Consider the following 25,084-nt stretch of genomic DNA (forward strand, 5'->3'; position numbering starts at 1 on the left):
TGATATAATAGCGACGATTTAAATAAAGGTATATACTAGCAATGGAAGAAAAAGAGCAGATTATTCAACTCTACAGTGCATTATCACTGTGTAATGACACTATTAATAATGTAAAAGACATATCTGAATTATTTGCCCAAATTTGTAAAGATATTCTTACTATCAATCATATAAGCATGGCATGGATCGGATTGGTTGATGAAAACTCGAGTCAACTTAAACCTGTTTCATACTGTGGAATAGGTACTCAGTATATTAAAGATATCTCTATCAAAATAAAAGATGACCTTTTAGGAAACGGACCAAGCGGAATTGCATATAAGCAAGCAAAGCCTTATTGGTGTCAAGATTTTTTAAACGACCCCCATACAACTCCTTGGCATGATAGAGCACGTCAATTTCATTGGAGGTCATCTGCTGCACTCCCTATCGGTACCGGTACTAAGATTATAGGGACACTTAACCTTTATTCCGATACTCTCAATGCTTTTGATCTAAAAACACAAGAGCTACTTCTAAAGATGACATCTAATATTACCCATGCTCTTAATGCTTTTGAGAGTGAAACTGCTAGGACTCAAGCAGAAAGTGCACTCAAAGAGTCTTATAATCTTCTCTCTTCCATTATCAACTCACTACCGACAAGAGTTTTTTGGAAAGATAAAGACTTAACTTATCTTGGATGTAATACTGCTTTTGCAAAAGATGCAGGTACAAATTCTCCTGATGAGATGATTGGAAAAACCGATCAACAAATGCCATGGAAAGATCAAGCCGATCTCTATAATGCCGATGACCTCACAGTTATCACTTCAAAAAAGCCAAAACTTTTTTTTGAGGAACCCCAAACTACTCCAAACGGAAAGACCATCTGGTTACGAACCTCTAAACTTCCCCTACTCGATGCCAAGGGTGAAGTGATAGGAATTATTGGCCTTTATGATGATATAACGGAACAAAAGCAGTCTGAAAAGCGTATCTTATATATGGCAAACTATGATAGTTTAACAGGGCTTCCAAATAGAGCAAAACTTGAATCTAAGATAGAGTACAACATTGCATTATCTAAAAAAAATCAATGGAATTTCTCTTTAATATTTTTAGATATTGATAACTTCAAAGATATCAACGATACTCTTGGGCATAACATAGGTGATCAACTCCTTATTGAATTTTCTAAAAGAGTGCGTGACGTCTTAAGAGATGAAGATACGATAGCAAGACTCGGAGGGGATGAGTTTATAATTCTCCTACCGATGACAGATGCTGCACAAGCACAAAAAATTGCAGAAAAGCTACTCTTTACAGTTTACCAGCCTTTCACTATTCAACAGAATGAACTAACTGTTACAGTTTCTATGGGAATCTCTGTATATCCGGATGACGGTATGGATAAAGACACCCTTTATAAAAATGCAGACACTGCTATGTATCGTACAAAATATAATGGGAAAAACAACTACTCATTCTTTACACAAGAGATGCAGATGCAAACAAAAAGAAATCTGCTCTTAACAAACGCATTACATAATGCAATTGCACACGATGAACTCCATGTCGTTTATCAGCCACAGATCTCATTAACTACACACAAACTTGTTGGATTAGAAGCACTGCTAAGATGGGAACATCCCGAATACGGAAATATATCTCCTGCTGAATTTATCCCCTTAGCAGAGAGTAGCGGTCTTATCTTATCGATAGGTGACTGGGTGATGAAAACTGCTGTAGGACAGTTAAAAAACTGGTTAAATAGAGGACTTCAAGATATTAGTATATCGGTAAATTTATCAGCTGTGCAATTTAATCAAGCAAATTTACAACATAATATTATTCAACTTTTAGATGAGATTGACCTTCCTGCAAGCTATTTAGAGATAGAGCTCACAGAGAGTGCTATTATGAGTAATCCTGAGAGTGCCATCAATATTATAAATCAACTGCATCACGTAGGTATAAAAATTGCGATTGATGATTTTGGAACTGGATACTCAAGCCTTAGTTATCTCAAAAAGTTCAAAGCATATAAACTCAAAATTGACCAATCTTTTGTTCGAGACATTACAATCGATCCAGAAGATAAAGCGATAGTAAATGCGATTATCAACATGGCAAACAGCCTTGGGTTGCAAACAATTGCAGAGGGTGTTGAAACACTTGAACAGCTAAAATACTTAGAAGAAAACGGTTGTGATGAAGTACAGGGATATTACTACTCTAAACCTCTTACGGTTAATGAGTTTGAAAAAAGATACCTTGAGAGTAATGAGAGTAAAAAGTAGAGATTCTCTACTTTTTCGGATAAGTTCCCATATCTGGGTGTGAAGGTATTCTAAAGAATGTAAATGACGGGAACTTAGTAGGAAGTTTTATAGGGTTAATATTTCCACTATGAACACTCTCCCAAATTTTTCCGTTTTGTGCTTGAAGTTTTGCAAAACTCAAATAGACACGTCCATCTTTCTCGTATGTTTTACCAAATTCGTTTTCAACAAACTCTATTGTTTCACCTAACGGCATAACAACTTCAAGTTCATCTCCCGGAAGTGTTTTATACTTACACATATAATACTCACCGTCTTCCGTAGACTCACCCGTTACCTGATGGGTACCCAGTTGCATAGTAAAATCTAAACTTTGCGTATCATGTTTCTCAAACGGACGAGAGATAAGATAAGCATCTGTATATCCACGGTTTTGTAAAGATTCAAGTTCATACTGATACTTAGCAATATCCTCTTTACCTTCATAATAATCATCAATAGCCATTCTGTATGCTTTAGCAGTTACTGCAGCATAATAAGATGTTTTTGTACGACCCTCGATCTTTACACTGTCAACTACGCCGCTGTCTAGTATCTCTTTGATATGTGAGCCAAGGTTCAAGTCTTTTGAGTTCATAATATATGTCCCAATCCCCTCTTCTTCTTCAAGTTTGAAAAGTGTTCCTGTTTCAGGATTTGCAGCATACATCTCATAAGGGAAACGGCAGTCATTTGCACAGCTTCCACGGTTTGGAACACGTCCGCTTTGAAGTGTTGAGATTAAACATCTTCCACTGTATGCAAAACACATACTTCCGTGAACAAACACTTCAAGTTCAAGTTCAGGCAACTCTTTTTTGATCTCTTTTAAATCTTTTAAAGAGATCTCACGAGCTGTAATAATACGAGTTGCCCCCATATCTGCATACACTTTTGCATCAAGAACATTCATCACGTTTGCTTGTGTTGAAAGGTGTAAGGGCATTTCCGGTGCTATTTCATGTGCAAGTTTTAACACGCCAGGAGTTGCCACAATGAAAGCATCAGGTTTTAACTCTGCCATCTTTTTTATATGTTTTTTTAAAAGCTCTATCTGTGAGTTAAAAGGGAAACCGTTGATCGTAGCGTATACTTTTTTCCCTCTCTCATGAGCATACTTGATACCCGCTTCAAAATCTTCAAACGTAAACTCTTTCCCGCTTCTAATACGAAGCGAGAAATGACTCACCCCGCCATATACTGCATCTGCTCCAAAATCAAGAGCGATCTTTAACTTCTCCAGCGTTCCTGCCGGAGATAATAATTCTACTTTTTTCATGCCTGTCCAAATTGTTCTAATAATGCTTCTATATCTTCTGTTGAAGCAAGTTCATCGTTCTCATCACCCTCAATATGTTTTGCTGAAGATACACGTGAACTATCATCTACTTGTGATTCAAATAGTGAGTTCATATAATGAGATAAAGTTCTCATTACATTAATAACACGTTCGATTTTTTGACGGTGGATATCCTGATACTGCATAATATCCATTACATTCATGATCGAATCACCTGAATTTTGTAATACTTCCACTACAGACTGTGCTTCTGCTAAAGCATTCTCATTTGTTTCAAGTTGTGTCTGAAATGTACTTACATCCGGAAACTTTTCACTTAGTGTTTTAAAGAGTGTTACATTTGCTTCTAATATATCCACTACATTACTAAGATCTGTTTCTTTATCCATAAGGTCATTGCTAATTGCCTCAATAATATCAAAAATCTCTGATGCTTTCTCTTCAGACTCTTTGGTAACATCATCGAGTTGATGCACTACTTTATTTTCATGAGTTGCAGGAGGTCCCCACTTTGGTGGTTCTTTACCTTCCATATCAGGTACATTAGAAGCATCACTTTCTAGCTCAACTTCCTCGTTTTGCACCTCTTCTTCGTCTTCAAGACTGTCTAGGTCTAGATCGCCACCCATCAATGCATCTAATTCTTCTTGAGTCATCAAGATCTCCAAAATTGAATAATTTATTAATTAACACTATAATAACATAAAATAAATAATAAAAGGCACACATGATCGTCGATTTACACAACCATACACCCCTTTGTAATCATGCAGATGGGAAGATTGATGAGTATATATTAGCAGCTGTTAATTCAGGCACAAAAGTGTTTGGTTTTGCCGATCATGCACCTATGGATTTTGACCCTAAATATCGTATGAGCTTTGAAGAGATGAGCTGTTATGAATCAGATGTTTTAGATGCAAAACAGAGGTATAAAGATCAGATAAAAATTTTGCTCGGATATGAGGTTGACTACCTAGAAGGGCATATGGATAAAAGAGTACTTGATGCAGATGTAGACTATCTTATAGGTTCTGTTCACTTCATAGATGAATGGGGATTTGACAATCCGGAATTTATCGGTCGATATGAACATGAAAATATTGATGAAATTTGGGAAAAATATTTTTTAGCCATTGAAAAAATGGCAAAAACAAAACTGTTTGATATTGTAGGACATCTTGACCTTATTAAAGTATTTAAGTTTATGCCAAATAAAGATATTGTAGAACTTGCGAAAAATGCACTTCATGCTATTAAAGAAGCTGATATGACATTGGAGATTAACGTTGCAGGGTATAGAAAACCTATCGGTGAAGCTTACCCTTCAAAAGAGTTGCTCCAAGCAGCATTTGAGTTAGATATTCCGATCACATTTAGTTCAGATGCTCATAAACCTGAGCAAGTGAACCTTTATAACGATCAAGTTGTTAAACTTGCACGTGACGTTGGGTACAAAGAATGTGCCTATTATGAAAACAGAGAGCGAAAATTTTTAAAATTTTAGCTCTTCGTATTTACCAACCACATTGAAAATATATCAAGGTAATTCCAAAAAGATTCGATATATTCAGGTGTAATCCCTTCATCTACCAATGCTTCTAAAAGTGGTTTATAGAGTGCTAACCACGATTTTCTAGCATGTTCATCTATACGAAACGGAGCATGACGCCCAACCATTTGATGCTGCCCTCTTGTTTGAGTAAAGTAATCAGGCCCACCGCTAATTTCAACTAAGAATGCAAAAGCATGTTCTTTTGCTTCTTCAAAATCATCATCATCAAAAATTGGAAATAAAAATGCGATATCACTTGTTTTTATAGATTCATAGTGATCATATACAAGTTTTTTGAATCTCTCTTCACCTACTTCATGTAAAAAACCGGGATGGGGTTTTGCAACAGGTGGTCTAACACCTATCTCTCCATCAGTAATTTGTAAATCCACAACTTACCCTTTTTTCATTGATATGGCATTAATTATACAAATTTATATTTATTATTACTTGATTTATATCAAGAAACTTATAATAATTGCTCGATGTATAACAAAACTTCTCACACAGAACTACCCATATTTGCCCATATTATTAACAAAACTCTAAAAAGAAATATGTTGTGAAGATATAAAGTTAGCTTTAATATTTTCATTTGTATAATACAGACATACAACAATAAATGTAAAAAGGAAATCCGAATGGGTAAATATATTGAATTAACAGGTGCAGATTTTGAATCAACAGTAGCAGAAGGTGTTACATTAGTAGACTTTTGGGCTCCATGGTGTGGTCCATGTCGTATGATTGCTCCAATCATCGAAGAATTAGCTGAAGAGTTTGACGGAAAAGCTAAGATTTGTAAAGTAAATACAGATGAAGAGCAAGACATTGCTGTTAAATTCGGTATTCGTTCTATCCCAACTATTCTTTTCTTCAAAGATGGTGAGATGGTTGAGCAAATGGTTGGTGCTGCTTCAAAACAAGCTTTCGCTGACAAACTTAACTCTCTTTTATAATATATGAAAGAAAAAAGGGAAAGAAAAAAGGGTACATCTCTTTTTTCTCTCTCAACACTGCTGGCTTCTTTTTTCGGTGCTGCTATGATCGCTGGTGCCTTTGCTTATTTTAACTACAAGTTTTCAGAGTATAAATTTATAAACTTCAAAGATTGGGTCTTTTACGAAAAGCAGGATCTTTTTATTCCTAAAGAGGATAAATACCTTGTTATCTTTTACTCTTCAAAACAAAGAAATACTATACAAAAACTCTCAAACATAAAGACAGAGCTCCCTGTAATTGCTATCGATTACTATAATGATGTTGCTCCAAATACAGAAAACACTACCTTTTTACATTCAGGAACTACTACAAGTTTACAGTTTATTCAACGCTTTAATATTTATGAAATACCATCTATTTTTTTTATAAAGAAACAAAAAGATTCTCTTTATAAACAAGATAGTATGATACACAAACTTGATAATTTAGATGAGATATCAAACAAAATAAAAACATTATAAAAGGATTTTAAATGATACTTGATTGTGCTATAGTTGGTGGTGGACCTGCAGGTTTAACTGCAGGACTTTATGCGACACGCGGCGGATTAGAAAATGTAGTTATGTATGAAAAAGGTATGCCCGGCGGACAAATTACACAAAGTTCTGAGATAGAAAACTATCCTGGTGTAACAGGTGAGATTACGGGAATGGATCTTATGATGCCATGGCCTGAGCAATGTCAAAAATTTGGTCTTAAACACGATATGGTAGAAGTTACTCGTATTACTAAAGAGGGAGATGTTTTTACAATCCACAAAGGTGATGGCTCTACAGATCAGGCACACTCTGTAATTGTAGGAACTGGTTCTTCTCCAAGACGTGCAGGTTTTAAAGGTGAAGATGAGTTCTTCGGTAAAGGTGTAAGTACATGTGCTACTTGTGACGGTTTTTTCTATAAAGGGAAAGAGGTAGCAGTAATCGGCGGTGGTGATACAGCACTTGAAGAAGCACTTTACCTGGCAAAAATTTGTTCAAAAGTATATCTGATCCACAGACGCGACACATTCCGTTCAGCACCAAATACTGTTAAACGTGTAGAGAACACTGAAAATATTGAACTTGTATTAAACTCTACTCCTGAAGAAGTTTACGGTGATGCTATGGGTGTAACTGGTGTACGCGTTATCAATAATAATGGTGAAACCAGAGATATTGAAGTACCGGGTGTATTTACATTTGTTGGTAATGATGTAAACAACCAAGTACTTATCCAAGAAGACGGTTCTTTCCTTTGTGATGTAAATGAGCAAGGGCAAGTTATGGTTAACCTTAGTATGAAAACTTCAGTTCCTGGACTTTTTGCAACAGGCGATATGCGTGTTGAAGCTCCAAAACAAGTTGTTAGTGCAGCAGGTGACGGTGCAGTTGCCGCACTGAGTGCAATTAGCTATGTTGATGAACTTTTAAACTAAGAGATGTTACTATTTCAAAAAGTTTTTTCATAGAGTAAAAGGATAACAAATGATAAAAGTTGGCGTATTTGGTGCAAGCGGTCGTGTAGGAAAACTGTTAATAGAGGATTTAAAATCAACTGCGGGTATGAGTGTAAGTAGTGTATTTGTACGTAATTCTTTAGACTTTGCTATTGATCCTTCTGTTTTAGTAACATCTGACATGCATACATTTTTAAATGGTTGTGACATAGTAATAGACTTTTCACTTCCTGAAGCTTGTGAAAGTTTACTTGAAGAAGCAGTAAAAACACCAAAACCGCTCGTTATCGGAACAACCGGTTTAAATACACACCAACTAAATCTTTTAAAACAGGCTAGTGAAGTTATGCCTGTTTTATACGCTACAAACATGAGTCTAGGTGTAGCACTCTTAAATAAACTTGTATATCAGGCTTCAAAAACTTTAGAAGGGTTTGATATCGAGATCGTTGAGATGCACCACAGACACAAAAAAGATGCACCAAGCGGTACGGCACTAACACTCAGTGAATCAGCTGCAGCAGGTCGTGGACTTGATATAGACAAGGTACGCGTAAGTGGACGTGACGGTAACATCGGAGAAAGAACTAGTGATGAGATAGCAGTAATGGCACTTCGCGGTGGTGATATCGTAGGACGCCATACTGTAGGTTTTTATAACGACGGTGAGTTTATAGAACTGAACCACACTGCAACAAGTAGAAATACGTTCTCTAAGGGTGCTATCCGTGCCGGAAAATGGCTTGCAGATAAAGAGGCAGGACTTTACTCTATCTCTGATTGTTTAGAGATAAACTAAAAAAATTTATCTCTAAATATTTTTAGCACTTTGTGCTAACTTCGCCCAAGCAGAACCTTTATCTGCTTGGATTGCTTCATCATATGCTTTTTGAGCTTCATCATCTTTCCACAACTTACTATATGCAGAACCAAGTAAATATTTTTGGCGTGCTCTATCGCTTGTAGAGAGTTTTGCATCATCTAAAGACTTAATAACCTCTAAGGCATTTTCATAGTTATCTTTATTCATATATGCTTGATATAAAGAGAACTCTATATATGGTGTTTGTGCATGTGATGATGTTCGTCTTTGCAAGTCATAGATTTTTTTACCATATTTAATCACCATGTTATCATCTTTTTTTGCAACACCTACTGCAACCATATTTGCATATCTGTCTATATCTTTATAACTGTCTTTGAAAACCTCTTCAACTTTTACTATCGCTTTGATCATCTCATCTTGTTTTTCTAAACGGTTATATGTGTCAAACAAGATTCTATATACCTCTAAGTATTTTTCATCCTTATCTAGCTCTATGAGTGTCGTTAAATCTTTTGCTGCTTGAAGAACATCCTGATAGTTTCCTGTCGCAAAATCTACTTTTATGTATCTAAAGAGCCATTTCTCTTTCTCTTGAACATCTTTGGTGTCAATATTTTTAACTGTCATCTGTTTTGCCAACTGATAATCACCGCCCATCATGGCACATTCATAAACACCGTCATCCCATTTACTTGAAAGGGTTACATTGTGTTCACTTGATATTATAAGGACCTCTTCACAGTTTTTCTTTTCCAGTGATTCTTGCATTGCTCCAATAGCTGCAGTCTCTATGATAGAAGGTACTTCAGTATATGTTGTTTGGTCTAAAGCCAATAGTTCCGACTTTAAATTAAGAACTTGAGCATATTTTCCCAAACTGTTCAAAAGTTTTGTTTTTTCATATAATGCTTTTGATCCGATTGAATCGTTTTGATACTCCTCGATCAACTTATTGAACTCTGCTAGTTTCACACTACTGTTCATATCATCTACATCGAAAAAGAGTTGATCTTTGGCTAATTCAACCTCTTTTATGTAATCTCCTTCCGGAAACTTTTTCATATAACTGTTTAAAGCATCTAATGCTGCTCTTTTTTCACTTGTATGAGCTAAATACAATCCTTTATAAGCCAAGACCTCTTCATATTCATCGTAAGTAGGATTAATAGCATCAAGCAATGCAGAATCGATATCCGCAGCAGTTTGATATTGCCCTGCTTCTACCAACTCTTTAACGAGGTCTAAAGAGGTTTTTAAATCCTCTTTAAAATACTGCGGTTTTACTTTCAATATTTTTTCTAAATACTTACTTGATTCTTTTGGAGATTGTGAAAATGCCAAATTAGAAAGATGGTAAGCAGCTTCTACTGCCACATCAACATCTTTCGTTTCATATAAAGCTTTTTTATAAAATTTTTCAGCTTGTGAAGCACCGCCAGATTCCTCTAGTGCTTCCCCCTTATAGATAAATCCGCGTTGTGCATATTTAGTTCCTGCATGTTCACTGAATAATCTATCAAAGAAATAGTCGGAATCGGAACTTAAACCTATTTTCGAATATCCGTATGCTATTAAAGAGAGTACTTCTGCAACATTTTCATCTGCCGAGTACTCGCGTAAAAAGATTTTTGCACTCTCTATAACATTGTCATAATCTTTTAGTTTTTCATAGATCTTAATTTTATAGTAAAGAAGTTCTGCTTTAAAAAGTGTATTTGGATATTTTTTCAAAATATCATTTGTAATATCTAAACATCTCTCATAATCTTTTTGTTCAAAATATTGTTTTACTTTTATATATTCCGAAACATCTTCCACTCTTTTGATTGCAACCGGATTCCCTTTGATATCTAAACTACCAACATACGGTAATTTATCTTGCTCCATATAAAAAGGAAAATTAATTGCTAAATCGGAACGCTGATCTTTTTTCACTAAAGGAAACTTGTCTTTATATCCTACAACTATCCAGCTATCACTTAACGAAACATCTGCACTAAAAAGAGTAGTGTCTTCTGTAAGGTCAAATATGTTTGAATAGAGTTTCATCTTATGTTTTGGTTTTATAGAGAGGAAAAAAGTACCCTTTTGTATAAAGGTATTCACTTTAAAAAACTCATCTTCTAGATGTTTTACATCTTTAGATGATCTTTTTGAAAATGCACACACGATCTCTTTTGTTTCTTGAAATTCATTTTGTAAAGCTTTACAGGTAAATTTACTTTGATCGTTGAGATGTAAGATAGAGTATTTTATGAAGTTCTCTTTTGCACTGTCGATAGAGATCTCAAGTGCAAAAGAGAGGATAGGTATAAGGGTTAAGAGTATCCATTTAAACAAATCTCTTCCCCTTCTTTATTGAAATTATTATCTATTAATAACCACTGTTGTATACAAAAGCCGTAATAAACTCTAGTAGTGGATTTACAGCTAGAAAAGCAAAGATTGTTCCTAATACTGCTATACCAATGATAGTGTTTAACGGTTTCGTAGCATTTGCTACATATAGCTGACCACCGTCGTTGTCGATGATTGGCTCTTTCATAAACATATACACGATAAGTTTTAAATAGTAGTAACCTGCAATTGCAGAGTTAAGAGCCATAATAAGTGCTAATATCGTATATCCGCTTGTTACTGCAGAAGAAATCATATATAGTTTACCCCAGAATAGTGCAAATGGAGGAATACCTGCTAAACTTAACATGAACAGAGCCATAATAAGTGCACTAATCGGTGCAGTTTTTATCATTCCTGCAAATTTATCAAATGAATGATCTGACATCTGATGCTCACGTAAATGTTTTTGTCTTGAGATCCATAACATAGAGAATGAACCAAGGTTTACAAATGAGAACAGTACCCAGTATAAGAACAATGCAGAATTTGCTTGAGTTGTTCCGATTAAGATAGCTGCCATAACAAAACCTGCATGAGAGATTGAAGAGTATGCAAGCATACGTTTCACATCTGTTTGTACAAGTGCCCAAAGGTTAGAGATAGTCATTGTTACAACAACAAAGATGTAAAGGATAACTTCTAACCAAACGATATCACTGTGAACTAGGAATTCAAAAAGTCTCATAGTCACAACAAATGCCGCAATTTTTGGTACGATTGACATATATCCAGCCATTGCAGCAGAACTACCCTCATAAACATCAGGTGCCCATGTATGGAATGGAACAAGAGATAGTTTGAAACCAAAAGATGCTAACATAAACACTACAGCTACAAGCACGTAACCGATATCTGCATAGTTGTTGTTTGCTAAAACTAAAGCGATTTTATTGATCTCAACTGAACCAGTAAGTGCATAAAATACCATCGCACCAAAACTGTAGAAACCAGCTGCTAATGCACCCATAGTAAAGTATTTAACTGCCGCTTCAAATGATTTGTCACGGTTATGCATAGCGATCATAGTGTAAAGCGCTAAAGATGACGTCTCTAAACCTACAAAGATAAGGATTAGGTTATCAGACGAAACCATAAACTGGAATCCACCAATCATGAATAGGAACAATGCAAAGAACTCAGGATACGAGAACTCGTGGAAACGCTTGTGTGTTAACGCTAATGGAATAAACAGCATAGATGCAAGCACAATAATAAATTGTGAAAGTATTGCTAAACCGTCAATTAACATTAAATCAAACACACCCATAGTGACACCACTTTGAGTAAAGATCTCACTTGAATCTACAAGTGCGATAAAATCCATACCTAAGAATAATAAAGAAAGTACTACATATAAACTCTTATGAAGACCACCTTTAAATAGATCAACAACTAAAATTAATAGTGCTCCAATGATAGGTATTAACATTGGTGCTAGAGTCATTAAGTTTAACGACTCTACAGGGATATTTATTGGTGATAACATTAATGTACCTCCTTAATAGAAGATTTTGCAGCAATAACTATCTCTTTTGACTCAACAAGATTAGGAATTCTCTCTTTTGCTAAATCAGTTTGTGACTTATTGTGCATTAATTGAACAATTGCTTTTACAGAGTTGTCAATTGGCTCTAATACAGGTTTTGGATATACACCTAACCAGATTGTAATAACAGATAATGGAATTAATGCAATAAGTTCACGTTTATTTACATCAGGAAGATTTTTATTCTCCTCTTTAATCTCATTACCAAAGAACATTTTTTTGTATGCTGACAACATATAGATAGCACCAACGATGATCGCAGTACCGGCAAGTAGTGTCAACATATGTGATTGTTGATAGAATCCAAGTAAACTTAAGAACTCACCAACGAAGTTGATTGTAAGCGGCATACCAACAGAAGCCATTAACATGATTCCAAAGATAGTTGCATATCTAGGCATAACATTCGCTAAACCACCAAACTCACTCATCATCTTAGTATGACGTCTGTCATAGATAACACCAACAAGTAAGAACAGTGCACCTGAAACAACACCGTGTGCAATCATTAAGAAAATAGAACCAGAGATACCTTCAACGTTTAATGCAAAAGTACCAAGGATAATAACACCCATGTGTGAAATTGAAGAGTAAGCAACAACTTGTTTAATATCTTCTTGAGCATATGCAACCATCGCAGTATAGATGATCATAATAATAGCGATAATTGCTATTGGCACCATAAAGAATGCTGATGCATCCGGGAACAGTGGTAATGAAAAACGGATAAACGCATATGTACCCATCTTAAGTAAAATAGCTGCAAGGATAACAGAACCGATAGTCGGTGCTTGACCGTGAGCATATGGTAACCATGTATGGAACGGGAACATTGGAACTTTGATCGCAAAACCGATAAAGAATGCTGCAAATAACCATAACTGGAATGTCTCCGGTAAGATAAGTCTATACCAGTCAAGTAGAGCAAAACTCCATACACCAGTAGCTTGGTAGTAAAAGAATGCCATAAAAAGCATACCAACAAGCATTACAAGTGAACCTGCAAATGTATACAGGAAGAACTTAATTGATGCATATATACGAAGCGGTCCACCCCATGCACCGATGATATATACCATTGGTACAAGAGAAAGTTCCCAGAACACGTAGAACACGATTGCATCTAAAGCAGCAAAAACACCAATCATAGTCATTTGTAAAAACAGTAGTGTAATGATCATGTTCTTAACGTTTGGAGTATCAGTAAGTGACGCAATACCAATCATTGTAAAGAATGAAGCCAAGATGATAATAAATAAAGAGATACCATCAACACCTAAAATATAGTTAATACCATATGCAGGTACTAAAGGTAACTGCTCCATAAATTGCATACCAGAAACATTGCCGTCAAATGCAAACCATAGCCATAGCGAGAGTGCGAACTCAACAACAGAAACACTCACACCAAAAGCACGGATACTCTCTTTTTGGATCATAAATCCTAAAATACCCGCTAATGCTGGAAAGAAAATTAAAATTGATAAAATGTGATCTATCATCTTACATTACTCCTAAACCTGATAAGATAGCTTTAATCTCATCAATATATCTAACTGCTAATCCAAAAACTACAGCTAAAGATAGTAGTACTACAGTACCACCTACCATCCATTTTAACATCGTAGAAAGATTTCCACTTTGCATACCTCTAGTTTTCTCACCTGTACCGTAAAGAATACCTGCAATACCGTCAACTGTTGCATCAACAATTTTAAGATCAACTTTTTTCCAAAATAGTTCTGAGATCTCTCTATACGGCTCTACTAAATATTTCTCATACGCATATGGGATATAGTATTGGTTGTATAACACTTTATACACAAAACTTTGTTCCATTTTGCTTGACCCGTCAGGTACAGTTGACCAAGATGCATATTTTTTATATGCAAACAGTACTGCTAAGATAACAAAAACCTGCGTACCGATTGTCATTGCCCAATAAACTACAGGATGGTGAATATGGTATTCAATAGCCGGTAAAAGGTTTGTAATCATCTCAAAGTATGAAAGTTTTAGTGAACCTGCAATTACAGCTAATAACAATAACGGACTCATCGCTACAAGCATAAATTTGTATGCTTCATGAGGATGGATACCGAAAAGTTTATATCTCTCTTCACCGTGGAAGATAAGAGCAACTAATCTAAATGAATAGAATGCCGTTAAACCTGCAGTGATTAATAACACTGAGTAGATAATATAGTGATGCTCAACAAATGCTGCTTCTAAGATTAGATCTTTTGAGAAGAATCCAGCAAGTGGGAAGATACCAGCAAGTGCTACTGAAGCTAGAGTCATCATAATAAATGTCCACTTCATAACCTTTTTAAGTCCACCCATTTTAAACGGATCAAGCTCATCATGCATAGCGTGCATTACGTTACCTGCACCTAAGAATAATAGTGCTTTAAAGAATGCGTGAGCCATAAGGTGGAAAAGTGCTACCCAGTATGCACCAAGTCCAGCTGCAGCAAACATATACCCTAACTGAGAAAGTGTAGAGTAAGCAATAATTCTTTTCATATCACGGTTTACAAGTGCCATAGATGCAGCAAAGATCGCAACAAATGCACCAAGAGACGCAATGAATAATCCAACATTTGGAATCATGTCATAAAGTTCGTTTGAACGGATAACTAAGTAAACACCAGCCGTTACCATTGTTGCCGCGTGGATAAGAGCCGAAACAGGAGTTGGACCTTCCATCGCATCTGCAAGCCATGTATGTAGAGGAAACTGAGCAGATTTACCCATAGCACCGATAAATAAGAAGATACCAATCCATACAAGTGTAGCTGTATCTAAGTTAGCCATTGCAGTGAATGCTTCAGTATATTGTAAAGTACCTGTGTTCCAGTAAATTAAGAAGATACCGATTAACATACCAAGGTCAGCGATACGGTTCATAATGAACGCTTCGTTTGCTGCCCAAGTTGCGATCTCTTTATGGTACCAGAATCCGATAAGACCCCAAGAACAAAGACCAACACCTTCCCAACCGATGAAAAGACCAGCGAAGTTGTCACTCATTACAAGAACCATCATTGAGAAAACGAAAGCCGATAACCAAGCAAAAAATCTGTTGAAACCTGCATCATGGTCCATATATCCGATTGAATAGATATGAACAATAGTAGATACCAGTGTTACAACCATCATCATAGTTACAGAAACCTGATCTACAACAAAACCAAATGGGATATAAAGATCTCCCGTAGCCATCCAAGTCATAAGCTCTACATGAACAGCTTCACCACCACCAAGTATGTGAGCTAAAAGAATAGAACTACTTACAAACGATGTAAATATTAGTAAACTTCCTACAATACCAGTAAAAGTTTTCTTTGGTGTCGCTGTAAAAAGCGCTGAGAACAAAGAACTTACTAGCGGTGCAAAAAGTGCAATGTATAAATATTTTTCCATATTTTATCCCCTCATACTTGCCATAGTTTCTAAGTCAACATTGTTGTGACGTTTATGCCATACAATTAAAAGACCAAGTCCAACTGCAACTTCAGAAGCAGCAATAGCAATTACAAAAAATGCAAACATCTGACCAGTTAAGTCAGCATAGTAGTGTGAAATCGCAGCAAAAGCGATGTTTACAGAGTTTAGTAAAATCTCAGTTGCGAAAAACAGTAATAATAGGTTCTTTCTTTTCATTACACCCACTAAACCAATAGCGAATAAAATTGTAGATAGAACAAGATAGTGATTTAAACCTATTTCCATCATGAAAGCACCTTTTTATTTTTTTCTTCAAGTTCTCTTATCTCATCAGCATTCATAAGAGTTAATGAAAGATCCATTTTCTTACCAGCTAAGATAATACCTGCGATCATAGCTACTAAAAGCATTACAGCCGCTACTTCAAACGGGATAAGATATTTTGTAAATAATACAACACCAACTTGTTGTGTATTTCCAACATTATCAAGTGCCGGAGCAAAAGCCATCATGTTATCAGATACGATTGGAGCTGCAAAAATTGCAACAACTAAAATAGCTGAAAGCGTTGCCATACCAACGATGATGTATTTGTTCCCCTGCTTCTCTTTAACTTCACGAGTAGTATCAAAGAACATCATACCAAACGCATAAAGAGCCATTACAGCACCCGTATAAACGATAATTTGTATCGCACCTAAGAAATCAGCACCAAGGATAAAGAAAAATGCCGATATAAAAATCATTCCCGCTGCTAATGCAGTTAATGCATATAACGCTTGAGATGTCGTTACAGTGATAAAGAACATCGCAATTGTTAAAAATGCAAACAAGTAAAACGCTACCGCTTCAAACATAATCCAAACTCCTTAATATGCTAGAGGTGTTTTCTTAACACGCTCATCTTCATGTGGTGTAATAGCACCGAAACCTTCAAACTCTTTTTGAGCATTTGCTTTCATAGTGTCTATCGGTGTTAACATATCATCATAAAGGATGAAATGCTCTCTTTGGTCACTTGCATTTTCATACTCACCACCGTGAGTAATAGCAAGTTCAGGACAAACCTCTGCACAATAACCACAGAAGATACAACGACCTAAGTTGATGCTATATTCAGAAACCTCTTTTCTTTGGTTTTCATCGTATTTTGTTTCCATACGGATACAGTTAGAAATACAAATCTTTTCACAAAGACCACAACCGATACATCTCTCAGCATCAGATTCCCAAAGACGTTTCATCTCATGAACCGCACGGTATCTTGGACCGATTGGCATCTTTTCAGCAGGATATTGTACCGTGTGAATATCAGCTTTGATCATTTCACGAAGTACAACCCAAAGACCTACAAAAAGCTCCCCTTTAAAAGTTCTTTTTGCAACACGTTTGAATTTACCCCATGGAGTTGTGGGATAATCTTCAATATCTACTAAATAGTAGCCACCCTCTGCTACATTTCTATCATTAAATGGTTCCATATTCATTCATATCCCCTTAAAACATCATCACAAAACCAGTGATTACAACATTAATCACTGCGATTGGCATAAGCACTTTCCAACATAACCACATAAGTTGATCCGGTCTTACATCTGGCCATGCAGCTCTAGTCCACAGGAAGAAGAAGAAAAAGAATGCAACTTTAGCAAGTAAACCTAAAGCACCTAGTAAACTACCGTCACCATATCCACCTAAGAAAATTAGAGGAATAACAAATGAGATAAAGAACATATTTGCATACTCACCGATGAAGAAAAGACCCCATCTCATACCAGAGTACTCAGTACCGAAACCGTCAATAATTTCGTGGTCATTAGCAATTAAGTGGAACGGTGTACGACCAGTTTCAGCAAATGCTGCGATCCAGAAAAGTACAAATGCAACAGGTTGTGACCATACGATCCACTCTGAAATTCCACCAGCTTGATATTCATTAAAATCAATTAATGAAAGTGAACCAACCATCATAATTGGAGCTAAAATTGATAAACCAGTTACAACCTCATAAGAGATAAATACTGCAGCTGTACGAGCAGCTGAAATAAGTGAATACTTATTTGCCGAAGCCATACCACCAAGTAAAGGTCCGTATAAACCAACAGCCATAATACCTAAGATGTATAAGATACCTATGTTGATATCTGAAACTATTGGATGAACTTCATATCCAAATAGTGTAAAAGACGGTAAAAACGGAATAGCAGCTGCAGCCATAAATGCAGTAGCAGCTGTAATTACCGGAGCTATTTTAAAGATTTTTACAACAACACCAGTCGGGATAATATCCTCTTTAGTAAAAAGTTTAATACCGTCCGCTGCAACTTGCAGTAAACCGTAAGGACCAACATTCATTGGTCCTAAACGACGTTGCATAAATGCCAGTACCTTTCTTTCGAAGTATGTACCAATACCAGCTAATGCTGAAAACACTAGTAAAATTACAACAACTTTAATTATCGTTTCTATTAAATATGCGCTGTCCATACACTACACCTTTTCTATCGAAGCTGAATTAAAACGATAACCGTCAAATAAAGCCTCTGAATTTAATTTTGAATCAAAAGTAGGAAGAACTACTATTGAACCTGAGATTTTGTTATCACTAACTACAGCAGCAGTAAGCTCCCCTTTATTAGTTTTAACTCTAACTGTATCACCCTCATTAAAGTCTGAGTTAGATAAAAATTCTTCAGACATATATACACCACTTACTTCATCAAGTTCAGTAGCTTTATTAGTAAAATCATTAAATTGTCTTACCGGATTAGCAAGGTAGATTATACTACCTTCTAGCTTGTCCTCGCTGAATTTAGCCACACTTTCGTCGCCAGTAGCGCTAACTGCTACATTTTCTAACACGTAACCTCTAACCTCTGTACCGTCATTTTCATAATGGTTTGGTAGGCTGTCAAAATCAACTGCTTTGAAACCTTTTTCTGTCGGTAAACTTGCAGTATAGTCAATTACATTCTCAGCATTAAAGCCTAATGCATTAGCGATATCATTTAATTCATATCCGCCATATGACACTGCTGCATTTGTAGGGTTAACACGTTTATTTATAGATGTTAAAGTTCCCTCTTGCTGATTCATAGCAGGCATATCTAAATCACCGTCACCTAAAGCTGAAAGCGTAAAGTCACCTTTTGTGTTATAACCGATAGCATATGAACCCGCTGCCTCATCTAAATCACAAATTAAGCTTACACCTAAAGAGTTTGTTAGTGCAGGGATCATTGTTACTTCAAACTTAGAATACTTCTCAATAAGAGCTACTAATCTTGCTAAGTTTTTAGCGTTTGGATGCGTATAAAGATCCGGTCCAACCATAAGAGCAAAAGTTTCAGCTTTTTTAGTATTTTTCTCTAAAGCTTCCATAAAGTCAGATTGTGCGCCAAGAAGTTCTAAAAGTTTGTTATCATCTACAACAACTTCTTTAGAGACTTTTTTATTTACCATCTTAGATTTTTCTACTTCAACCTCTTCCTCTTCACCAGTCTCTTCGTTAACTTTCATCTCTTTAACGATCTCAACAACTTTTTCTTTTACAGTCTCTTCAACCGTTACAGTTTTTTCAGAGTGGAAAGATGCAAGATATTCAGTAATATCAGCAGGCATTGCAGCTTTATCACCGAATAGATCAAGTACTAAATAAAGTGCTATTTCTTCTTGAAGAGGAGCATGTTCAACTGTCATAATAGACTTACCAAGACCTTCAATAATAGGATCTTTCACAGGGTGGAAATAAAGTCCCGCACCTTTGTTAACAGTTAAAGAGTTATTAAGTGCATATCTTGCATTTGGATTATCAGCTTTTAGTGCCGAACCAACAGAAACGATGAAATTAGAATCCATAGTAACTTTTAGATCGCCGCCATATAATGATGTTCCACTCACTTCAGAGTAATCTTTTAAGAAAGTTTGGAACGCTTTTGCTTCATCATTAACAAGTTTGTAACCAAATTTTTCCTTCATAGATTGAAGTAGGTATGCTTCTTCATTCGTGATCGTTGATGTAAACTTGATAGTATCTGCTTTTTTGAAAGCTTCAAGAGCATTAGTAAATGCCGTCTCATCTTTTGTAACATCGGCGTTTTGATAGTCAAAACCGTAGCGACCTGCACCACAAAGCGATACATAGTTCCACTCATTCATTACACGATAGATTTTCTCTGTGTCATCATGTAAACTTGTATGTTTTACATCGTAAGAGATCTGACATCCCGCAGAACAGTGACCACAAGTAGCTGGAACTTGTTTTAATTCCCATGCATTTGATTTGTACATAAAGTGAGTATCTACTAATGCACCAACAGGACATACAGCAGCACACTCACCACAAGATGTACAATCTAGTTCATCAGTTCCGTTAGTAAGACCGATAACAGACTTGTTTAACTTATTCCACATTGCATAAGCATCTTTAGGCATTGTTTCTTTAAACTCTGTATCGATACCTTCAGCACCGCGTGCAATTGTTTTTAAAGAGTTGTCACCGATCATATCTTTACATGCAGTTACACATCTTTCACAAACGATACATAAGCCCGGATCGTAGTGTAAGTGTCCCCAATCATGAGCACTTCTATCTACATCTTTGATCGCATAACTTTGAGAATCTACTTCAATCTCTAAAGTATAGTTTTGTAGTTCACACTCACCCGACTGGTCACAAACACCACACTGTAATGGATGGTTTACATCGTAAACTTCCATAATTGCACGGCGCTCTTTTTCAATGTTTTCAGTCGTAGTTGTAATATTCATCCCGTCTTTTGCTTTAGCGTTACAAGCATATACTTGTTTCCCGTCAGCCTCAACAAGACAAATACGACAAGCTAGAGTTGGAGAACATCTAGTCAAATAACATATTGCCGGGATAAAGATATCATTCGCACGAGCGGCGTTGAGTATATACTCACCCTCTTGCGTCTGTATCTCACGACCATCAATATTTATACTGATTTTACTCATGATACCACTCTTTCTATCTTGGATTTTGCAAATCTATATGCACTCATACTTTCCATATCAAATACTGGATTAAGTGCAATAGTCCCTTTTAACTCATCATCAAGTTTAAAAGTTCTTGTAACACTTTGTGAACCAAATGTGATTGTAACTTTGTCACCGTCAGAGATTTTAGCAGCTGTTGCAAATTGCTGTGAACCTCTTAGTGCATCATCTTTTGGTAATTGTGTTGTTTTGTTTGTATAGTTGTTAAACTGTAAAACAGGGTTTGCATTGTAGATAATAGTACCGTTATACTCCGGTAATTCCTCTACATCTTCCAGTTTTGCCGTTGTTTCAACTTCAACCTCGTCTAATAGATAACCTCTTACATCTTCCCCTAACGGGCTTAAGAAGTTCTCTAAGTTATCAAACTCTACCGCTTTAAAGCCTGCAATATTTGATAACTCTTTTGTGTAGTCGATCGTATTTTTCGCTTCTAAACCTAAAGCGTTTGCTATATCGTTTAACGTATATCCATCAAAACCAAGTGCAACGTTTAAAGGCAATACTCTATTGTCAATGCTAACAACTGTACCCTCTTGTTGATTCAGTGCAGGTACCGCTAAATCAGCAGAGCCTAAAGATGAGATAACAAAATCACCTTTTTCGTTGTAACCAACTACGTTAGCACTGTTTTCATCAGCATCAAGATCACAAATCATACTTACACCCGTCGTGTTTACTTCAGATGGAACTACAACTAACGAGAAGTCAGTATACTTTTCAATTGTTGCTGCAAGTTTTGCAATATTTTCTGCACGCGCGTGAGCTAAAACATCGCTACCGATTACAAGTACATTATTTTTTGCACGAGCAAAAGATTTTTTCATAAATTTGAGTTCATCGTCACCTACATTGCTCTCAGCAGATAGGTTTCCTAGATCTAAGTTATCTAAAAATGCTTTTGTATCTTCATCTACATCAACATTCTCTAAAAGTTCATTAGCGATAAGTGCGAGTACACCTTCTTCAGAACCTGCTTCATATTTCATAAACTGCGTAACAGTATTTTGAAGTAAAGCATCCTCGATCGGGTGTGCATATACAATTTTTGCACCGTTGTGACGTGATGCAGTTGTAAGTGCATATCTTACACCAGGATTATCAGTTGCTATTCTTGAACCAAGAACAATTACAGCCTCAGCTTGTTTAATAGCATCTAATGAACCGCTGTGGTGTAGTTTACCGCTTACAGAGCTGTACGATTTCATAAAGTCAGCGTATTGTTTTGCATCTTCATTGAAAAGTTTTAGACCTAACATCTCTTTTAATTTCTGAAGAATATACGCCTCTTCATTTGTAATCATAGAACTAAAACGGATAGCACCTGCATTTTTCACAGCCTCTACAGCTTTGTTAAATGCCGCTGCATCACTTTTTTGTTCATTGTTAAAGTCAAATCCGAAACGTCCAGCTCCACATAAAGATGTAAACTCAAAGTTATTTTTCACTCTATGGATAGCATCATTACCGTTTAAACCAGTATGTTTTACTTCATACTCTAATGAACATCCTGCTGAACAGTGTGCACAAGTTGATGGTACACGAGAAAGTTCCCATGCATTTGCAGAGTATTTAAACTCACTGCTTACAAGTGCACCGACAGGACAAACCGCTATACACTCTCCACAGAAAGTACAATCAAGTTTCTCTGCATTTTTAGGGATAATAGTTGAACTGTATCCACCAAAATAAACATCAATTGCATCATCACCGATAGACTCATTACAAACGTGTGTACACTTCTCACACATGATACATAAAGCCGGATCGTAAGAGATAAGTCCCCAATCTTTTACAGTTTTATGTTGTTCACGAGCAGAAAAGTTTTGAGCATCTACACCAAATTCTAGAGTCATATTTTGTAGATCACACTCACCAGATTTGTCACATACACCACACTCTAACGGGTGATTTACATCATAAAGCTTCATGATGTTTGTACGTTCTTGCTCTAATTCTGCAGAGTTTGTTTTAACTTCTATTCCCTCAGTTGGAGGAGTATTACATGAAAGTATGAAACCATCAACCCCTTCAACCTCTACAGAACAGATACGGCACGATGCACACGGACTTGTTTTTGAGATGTAACACATAGTCGGAATATAGATTCCCGCTTTACGTGCAGCTTGTAAAATAGTCTCACCTTTTTGAGCCTCTACAAGTTGACCATCAATTTTAAAGTTAATTGTCTTACTCATTCAGCCCCCTTATGCCTGTACCATAGCGATATAATAACAACGCATACAACGCTCAGCCTCAGTTAAAGCCTGATCTTGAGTAAATCCAAGATTTACCTCTTTGTTGTTATCTTTTCTCACATCAACATCAAGCACTTCTGCATGCTCACGTGGTAATCCCGGTAACCAACCAGTAATTTTCTCGTTTTTGTCATACACTTTTAACTTCATTAAGTGATCTTCCATGATCTCTTCATCTGTTAAAGTGATCTCACCAGTTTGTACATATCTTGACATTACAGATGCTGCACGTTTAGCCTGACCTACTGCATTAACGATAGTCATCGGACCATATTCACAGTCACCTGAAGCAAAGATACCTTTACGAGATGTCATATAGTCTTTACCGTTAGTCTTAATAGTAGCCCATGATGTCATCTCAATATCCCACTCTTCAGGAAGAAGATCAAGATCAGCCGATTGAGAAACTGCAGGGATTAAATAATCTGCTTCAATCGTATACGACGCACCTTCAACTTTTTCTAAATTCGGGCGTCCGCCATCAGGATCCGGTACTAATTCAAACTTATCGATCAACAGTTCAGTTAATACATCATTCTCATCAGTTGTAATTTTATTTACCGCAGAGTGGAAAAGGAACTCTACACCCTCTTCAACTGCTTCGTGATATTCTTCATACGTAGTATTACGGATAATAGTTTTCTCATCACGGCGATAAATCATATATACTTTTTTAGCACCTGCACGGATTGAACAACGTACAACGTCCATAGATGTAAAACCACCACCTACACACACAACTGTTTTACCAGTTAAATCTACGTGATCAGTTGGAAGCAATTGCTGCTCTTGGACATGTTTAGGAGTTTTAATATCAAACTTCTCATACAGGTTTACCCAGTCAAGGAAATCGATTGCTCCCCAGTAACCTTTAATCTCTTCACGTTCATTGTCACAACGAACTTTTTTAGAGATACGCGTACCAGTTGCTACCATTACAGCGTCATATTCTTGCTCAAATCTACGCATATCATCAGCTGTAATTTTACGGTTAGTGATAAAGTTTACACCCATATCACGAACACATTCGATATCTTGTGCGTACTTATCCCACGGCATACGGTATTCAGGAACTCCAACAGTTACCTCACCACCAAGAACCGGAAGCTCTTCATAACAATCAACTTCAATTCCCTCAGCAGCTGTATAGTATGCTGTAGTTAAACCTGCAGGGCCTGCACCGATAACTGCAATTTTCTTACCGATAGATTCTTTTTTCTCCATAGGATGGAAATAATTAAAACCATGATCAGTTTCATAATCAGCACCTAAACGTTTCAGCGCCATAATAGAGATAGGCTCATCAAGGTTTGTTCTACGACATGCATCTTCACAAGGGTGTGGACAAACACGACCACAAGTGTGAGCAAGCGGCATAGTTTGACGAGTTGCTTCTAGTGAATCATCGAAACGTAAATCTCTTACACCTTCAATATATCCAGGAATATCAACATGTGCCGGACAAGCGTCTGTACAAGGTGCAGTTATTTTTGCGATATAACTTGCATCTGCATCGTAATGTTTTGACGGCTTTTTCTCGTTAATACACTCAAGGAAAGTATCTTCAAAGTGTGTCATCAGATCTAAAATAGGATTTGGAACAGTTTTTCCTATCTCACATTTAGATGTGATCTGCATACTTTTTCCGATCTCTTTTAAGTGGTCTAAATCAGCTACTTCACCCTCACCGCGAGCGATTTTATCAAGTTGATCGTATAAAATACGTCCACCCCAACGTCCCGGTGCACATCTACCACACGCTTCAGAGTACTCTTGGTACTGAGCTGCGTATTCCATCGCCAGGCGGATAACATCTACATCTTCATCAAAAAGTGTAACACCGTCCCAACCGATGAATGCACGTGAAGATCTATGATCGTCATACTGTGCCGGCAGGTTATAAGCTGATTCTTCCCACTCTTCTTGAGGTTTACCGACATTGTTTACCAGTTCACCATTCCAAGTAGAAAAATATACTTTGCTCAAAACA

Annotated in this window: 20 protein-coding genes; 6 read left to right on the top strand and 14 right to left on the bottom strand. The window is 36.5% G+C overall.

The window, feature by feature from the left end; genetic code table 11:
* Window positions 1-41: 41 nt before the first annotated feature.
* Window positions 42-2,282 carry a sensor domain-containing phosphodiesterase gene (locus QWY88_RS06905; protein ID WP_304545475.1) on the top strand — a complete coding sequence of 747 codons (2,241 nt, stop codon included), beginning with the start codon at window positions 42-44 and terminating at the stop codon, window positions 2,280-2,282.
* A gap of 7 nt (window positions 2,283-2,289) precedes the next feature.
* Here the strand turns inward: QWY88_RS06905 and QWY88_RS06910 are convergent, their stop codons facing one another.
* Entirely contained in the window at window positions 2,290-3,582 is a 1,293-nt protein-coding gene (locus tag QWY88_RS06910) for a peptidase U32 family protein (RefSeq protein ID WP_304545478.1), read from the bottom strand.
* A complete protein-coding gene (locus QWY88_RS06915) occupies window positions 3,579-4,259 on the bottom strand; it encodes a chemotaxis protein (protein WP_304545480.1) in 681 nt (226 codons plus the stop codon). The genes QWY88_RS06910 and QWY88_RS06915 overlap by 4 nt, the downstream gene beginning before the upstream one ends.
* A gap of 71 nt (window positions 4,260-4,330) precedes the next feature.
* On the opposite strand from QWY88_RS06915, the gene QWY88_RS06920 reads away from it, so the two are divergent.
* Window positions 4,331-5,110, top strand: a complete 780-nt coding sequence (locus QWY88_RS06920; protein ID WP_304545482.1) for a histidinol-phosphatase — start codon at window positions 4,331-4,333, stop codon at window positions 5,108-5,110.
* Here QWY88_RS06920 and QWY88_RS06925 read toward each other — a convergent pair.
* Window positions 5,107-5,550: a globin domain-containing protein gene (locus tag QWY88_RS06925; RefSeq protein WP_304545484.1), complete on the bottom strand. Its 444-nt coding sequence runs from the start codon at window positions 5,548-5,550 to the stop codon at window positions 5,107-5,109. The two genes, QWY88_RS06920 and QWY88_RS06925, sit on opposite strands and share 4 nt — an antisense overlap.
* 249 nt (window positions 5,551-5,799) lie before the next feature.
* Here QWY88_RS06925 and trxA point away from each other — a divergent pair, with 249 nt between their 5' ends.
* Genes trxA through dapB form a run of 4 tightly spaced genes read left to right on the top strand, consistent with a single transcriptional unit; the run spans window position 5,800 to window position 8,394 of the window.
* Window positions 5,800-6,117 carry a thioredoxin gene (gene trxA / locus QWY88_RS06930; protein WP_193113275.1) on the top strand — a complete coding sequence of 106 codons (318 nt, stop codon included), beginning with the start codon at window positions 5,800-5,802 and terminating at the stop codon, window positions 6,115-6,117.
* Window positions 6,118-6,120: 3 nt separating this feature from the next.
* Window positions 6,121-6,621, top strand: a complete 501-nt coding sequence (locus QWY88_RS06935; RefSeq protein ID WP_304545488.1) for a hypothetical protein — start codon at window positions 6,121-6,123, stop codon at window positions 6,619-6,621.
* Between the two features lie 14 nt (window positions 6,622-6,635).
* Window positions 6,636-7,574, top strand: coding sequence for a thioredoxin-disulfide reductase (trxB, locus tag QWY88_RS06940; RefSeq protein WP_304546018.1), 939 nt, complete (start codon window positions 6,636-6,638; stop codon window positions 7,572-7,574).
* A gap of 49 nt (window positions 7,575-7,623) precedes the next feature.
* Window positions 7,624-8,394: a 4-hydroxy-tetrahydrodipicolinate reductase gene (dapB, locus tag QWY88_RS06945; protein WP_304545490.1), complete on the top strand. Its 771-nt coding sequence runs from the start codon at window positions 7,624-7,626 to the stop codon at window positions 8,392-8,394.
* Between the two features lie 12 nt (window positions 8,395-8,406).
* Here the strand turns inward: dapB and QWY88_RS06950 are convergent, their stop codons facing one another.
* Genes QWY88_RS06950 through QWY88_RS07000 form a run of 11 tightly spaced genes read right to left on the bottom strand, consistent with a single transcriptional unit; the run spans window position 8,407 to window position 25,080 of the window.
* Window positions 8,407-10,761, bottom strand: a complete 2,355-nt coding sequence (locus QWY88_RS06950; RefSeq protein ID WP_304545492.1) for a tetratricopeptide repeat protein — start codon at window positions 10,759-10,761, stop codon at window positions 8,407-8,409.
* 34 nt (window positions 10,762-10,795) lie between these two features.
* Complete coding sequence (gene nuoN / locus QWY88_RS06955; protein WP_304545494.1) at window positions 10,796-12,307, bottom strand: NADH-quinone oxidoreductase subunit NuoN; 1,512 nt, start codon at window positions 12,305-12,307, stop codon at window positions 10,796-10,798.
* Window positions 12,307-13,869, bottom strand: a complete 1,563-nt coding sequence (locus QWY88_RS06960; RefSeq protein WP_304545496.1) for an NADH-quinone oxidoreductase subunit M — start codon at window positions 13,867-13,869, stop codon at window positions 12,307-12,309. The genes nuoN and QWY88_RS06960 overlap by 1 nt, the downstream gene beginning before the upstream one ends.
* Window position 13,870: 1 nt before the next feature.
* Window positions 13,871-15,793 (bottom strand): NADH-quinone oxidoreductase subunit L, encoded by a 1,923-nt coding sequence (nuoL, locus tag QWY88_RS06965; protein WP_304545498.1) that lies wholly within the window; start codon window positions 15,791-15,793, stop codon window positions 13,871-13,873.
* Between the two features lie 3 nt (window positions 15,794-15,796).
* Window positions 15,797-16,105 (bottom strand): NADH-quinone oxidoreductase subunit NuoK, encoded by a 309-nt coding sequence (gene nuoK / locus QWY88_RS06970; RefSeq protein WP_193113282.1) that lies wholly within the window; start codon window positions 16,103-16,105, stop codon window positions 15,797-15,799.
* Window positions 16,102-16,674, bottom strand: coding sequence for an NADH-quinone oxidoreductase subunit J (locus QWY88_RS06975; RefSeq protein WP_304545500.1), 573 nt, complete (start codon window positions 16,672-16,674; stop codon window positions 16,102-16,104). The genes nuoK and QWY88_RS06975 overlap by 4 nt, the downstream gene beginning before the upstream one ends.
* Before the next feature lie 12 nt (window positions 16,675-16,686).
* The gene (nuoI, locus tag QWY88_RS06980; RefSeq protein ID WP_304545502.1) at window positions 16,687-17,304 is read right to left on the bottom strand and encodes an NADH-quinone oxidoreductase subunit NuoI; all 618 of its coding nucleotides are present in this window, start codon (window positions 17,302-17,304) and stop codon (window positions 16,687-16,689) included.
* A gap of 10 nt (window positions 17,305-17,314) precedes the next feature.
* Complete coding sequence (gene nuoH / locus QWY88_RS06985) at window positions 17,315-18,304, bottom strand: NADH-quinone oxidoreductase subunit NuoH (protein ID WP_304545504.1); 990 nt, start codon at window positions 18,302-18,304, stop codon at window positions 17,315-17,317.
* A gap of 3 nt (window positions 18,305-18,307) precedes the next feature.
* Complete coding sequence (locus tag QWY88_RS06990) at window positions 18,308-20,794, bottom strand: NADH-quinone oxidoreductase subunit G (RefSeq protein ID WP_304545507.1); 2,487 nt, start codon at window positions 20,792-20,794, stop codon at window positions 18,308-18,310.
* The gene (locus QWY88_RS06995; RefSeq protein WP_304545508.1) at window positions 20,791-23,034 is read right to left on the bottom strand and encodes an NADH-quinone oxidoreductase subunit G; all 2,244 of its coding nucleotides are present in this window, start codon (window positions 23,032-23,034) and stop codon (window positions 20,791-20,793) included. The genes QWY88_RS06990 and QWY88_RS06995 overlap by 4 nt, the downstream gene beginning before the upstream one ends.
* Window positions 23,035-23,043: 9 nt before the next feature.
* Window positions 23,044-25,080, bottom strand: coding sequence for an FAD-dependent oxidoreductase (locus QWY88_RS07000; protein WP_304545510.1), 2,037 nt, complete (start codon window positions 25,078-25,080; stop codon window positions 23,044-23,046).
* Between the last annotated feature and the right edge of the window lie 4 nt (window positions 25,081-25,084).

Source organism: Sulfurimonas sp. hsl 1-7 (genome assembly GCF_030577135.1).
Taxonomy (GTDB): domain Bacteria; phylum Campylobacterota; class Campylobacteria; order Campylobacterales; family Sulfurimonadaceae; genus Sulfurimonas; species Sulfurimonas microaerophilus.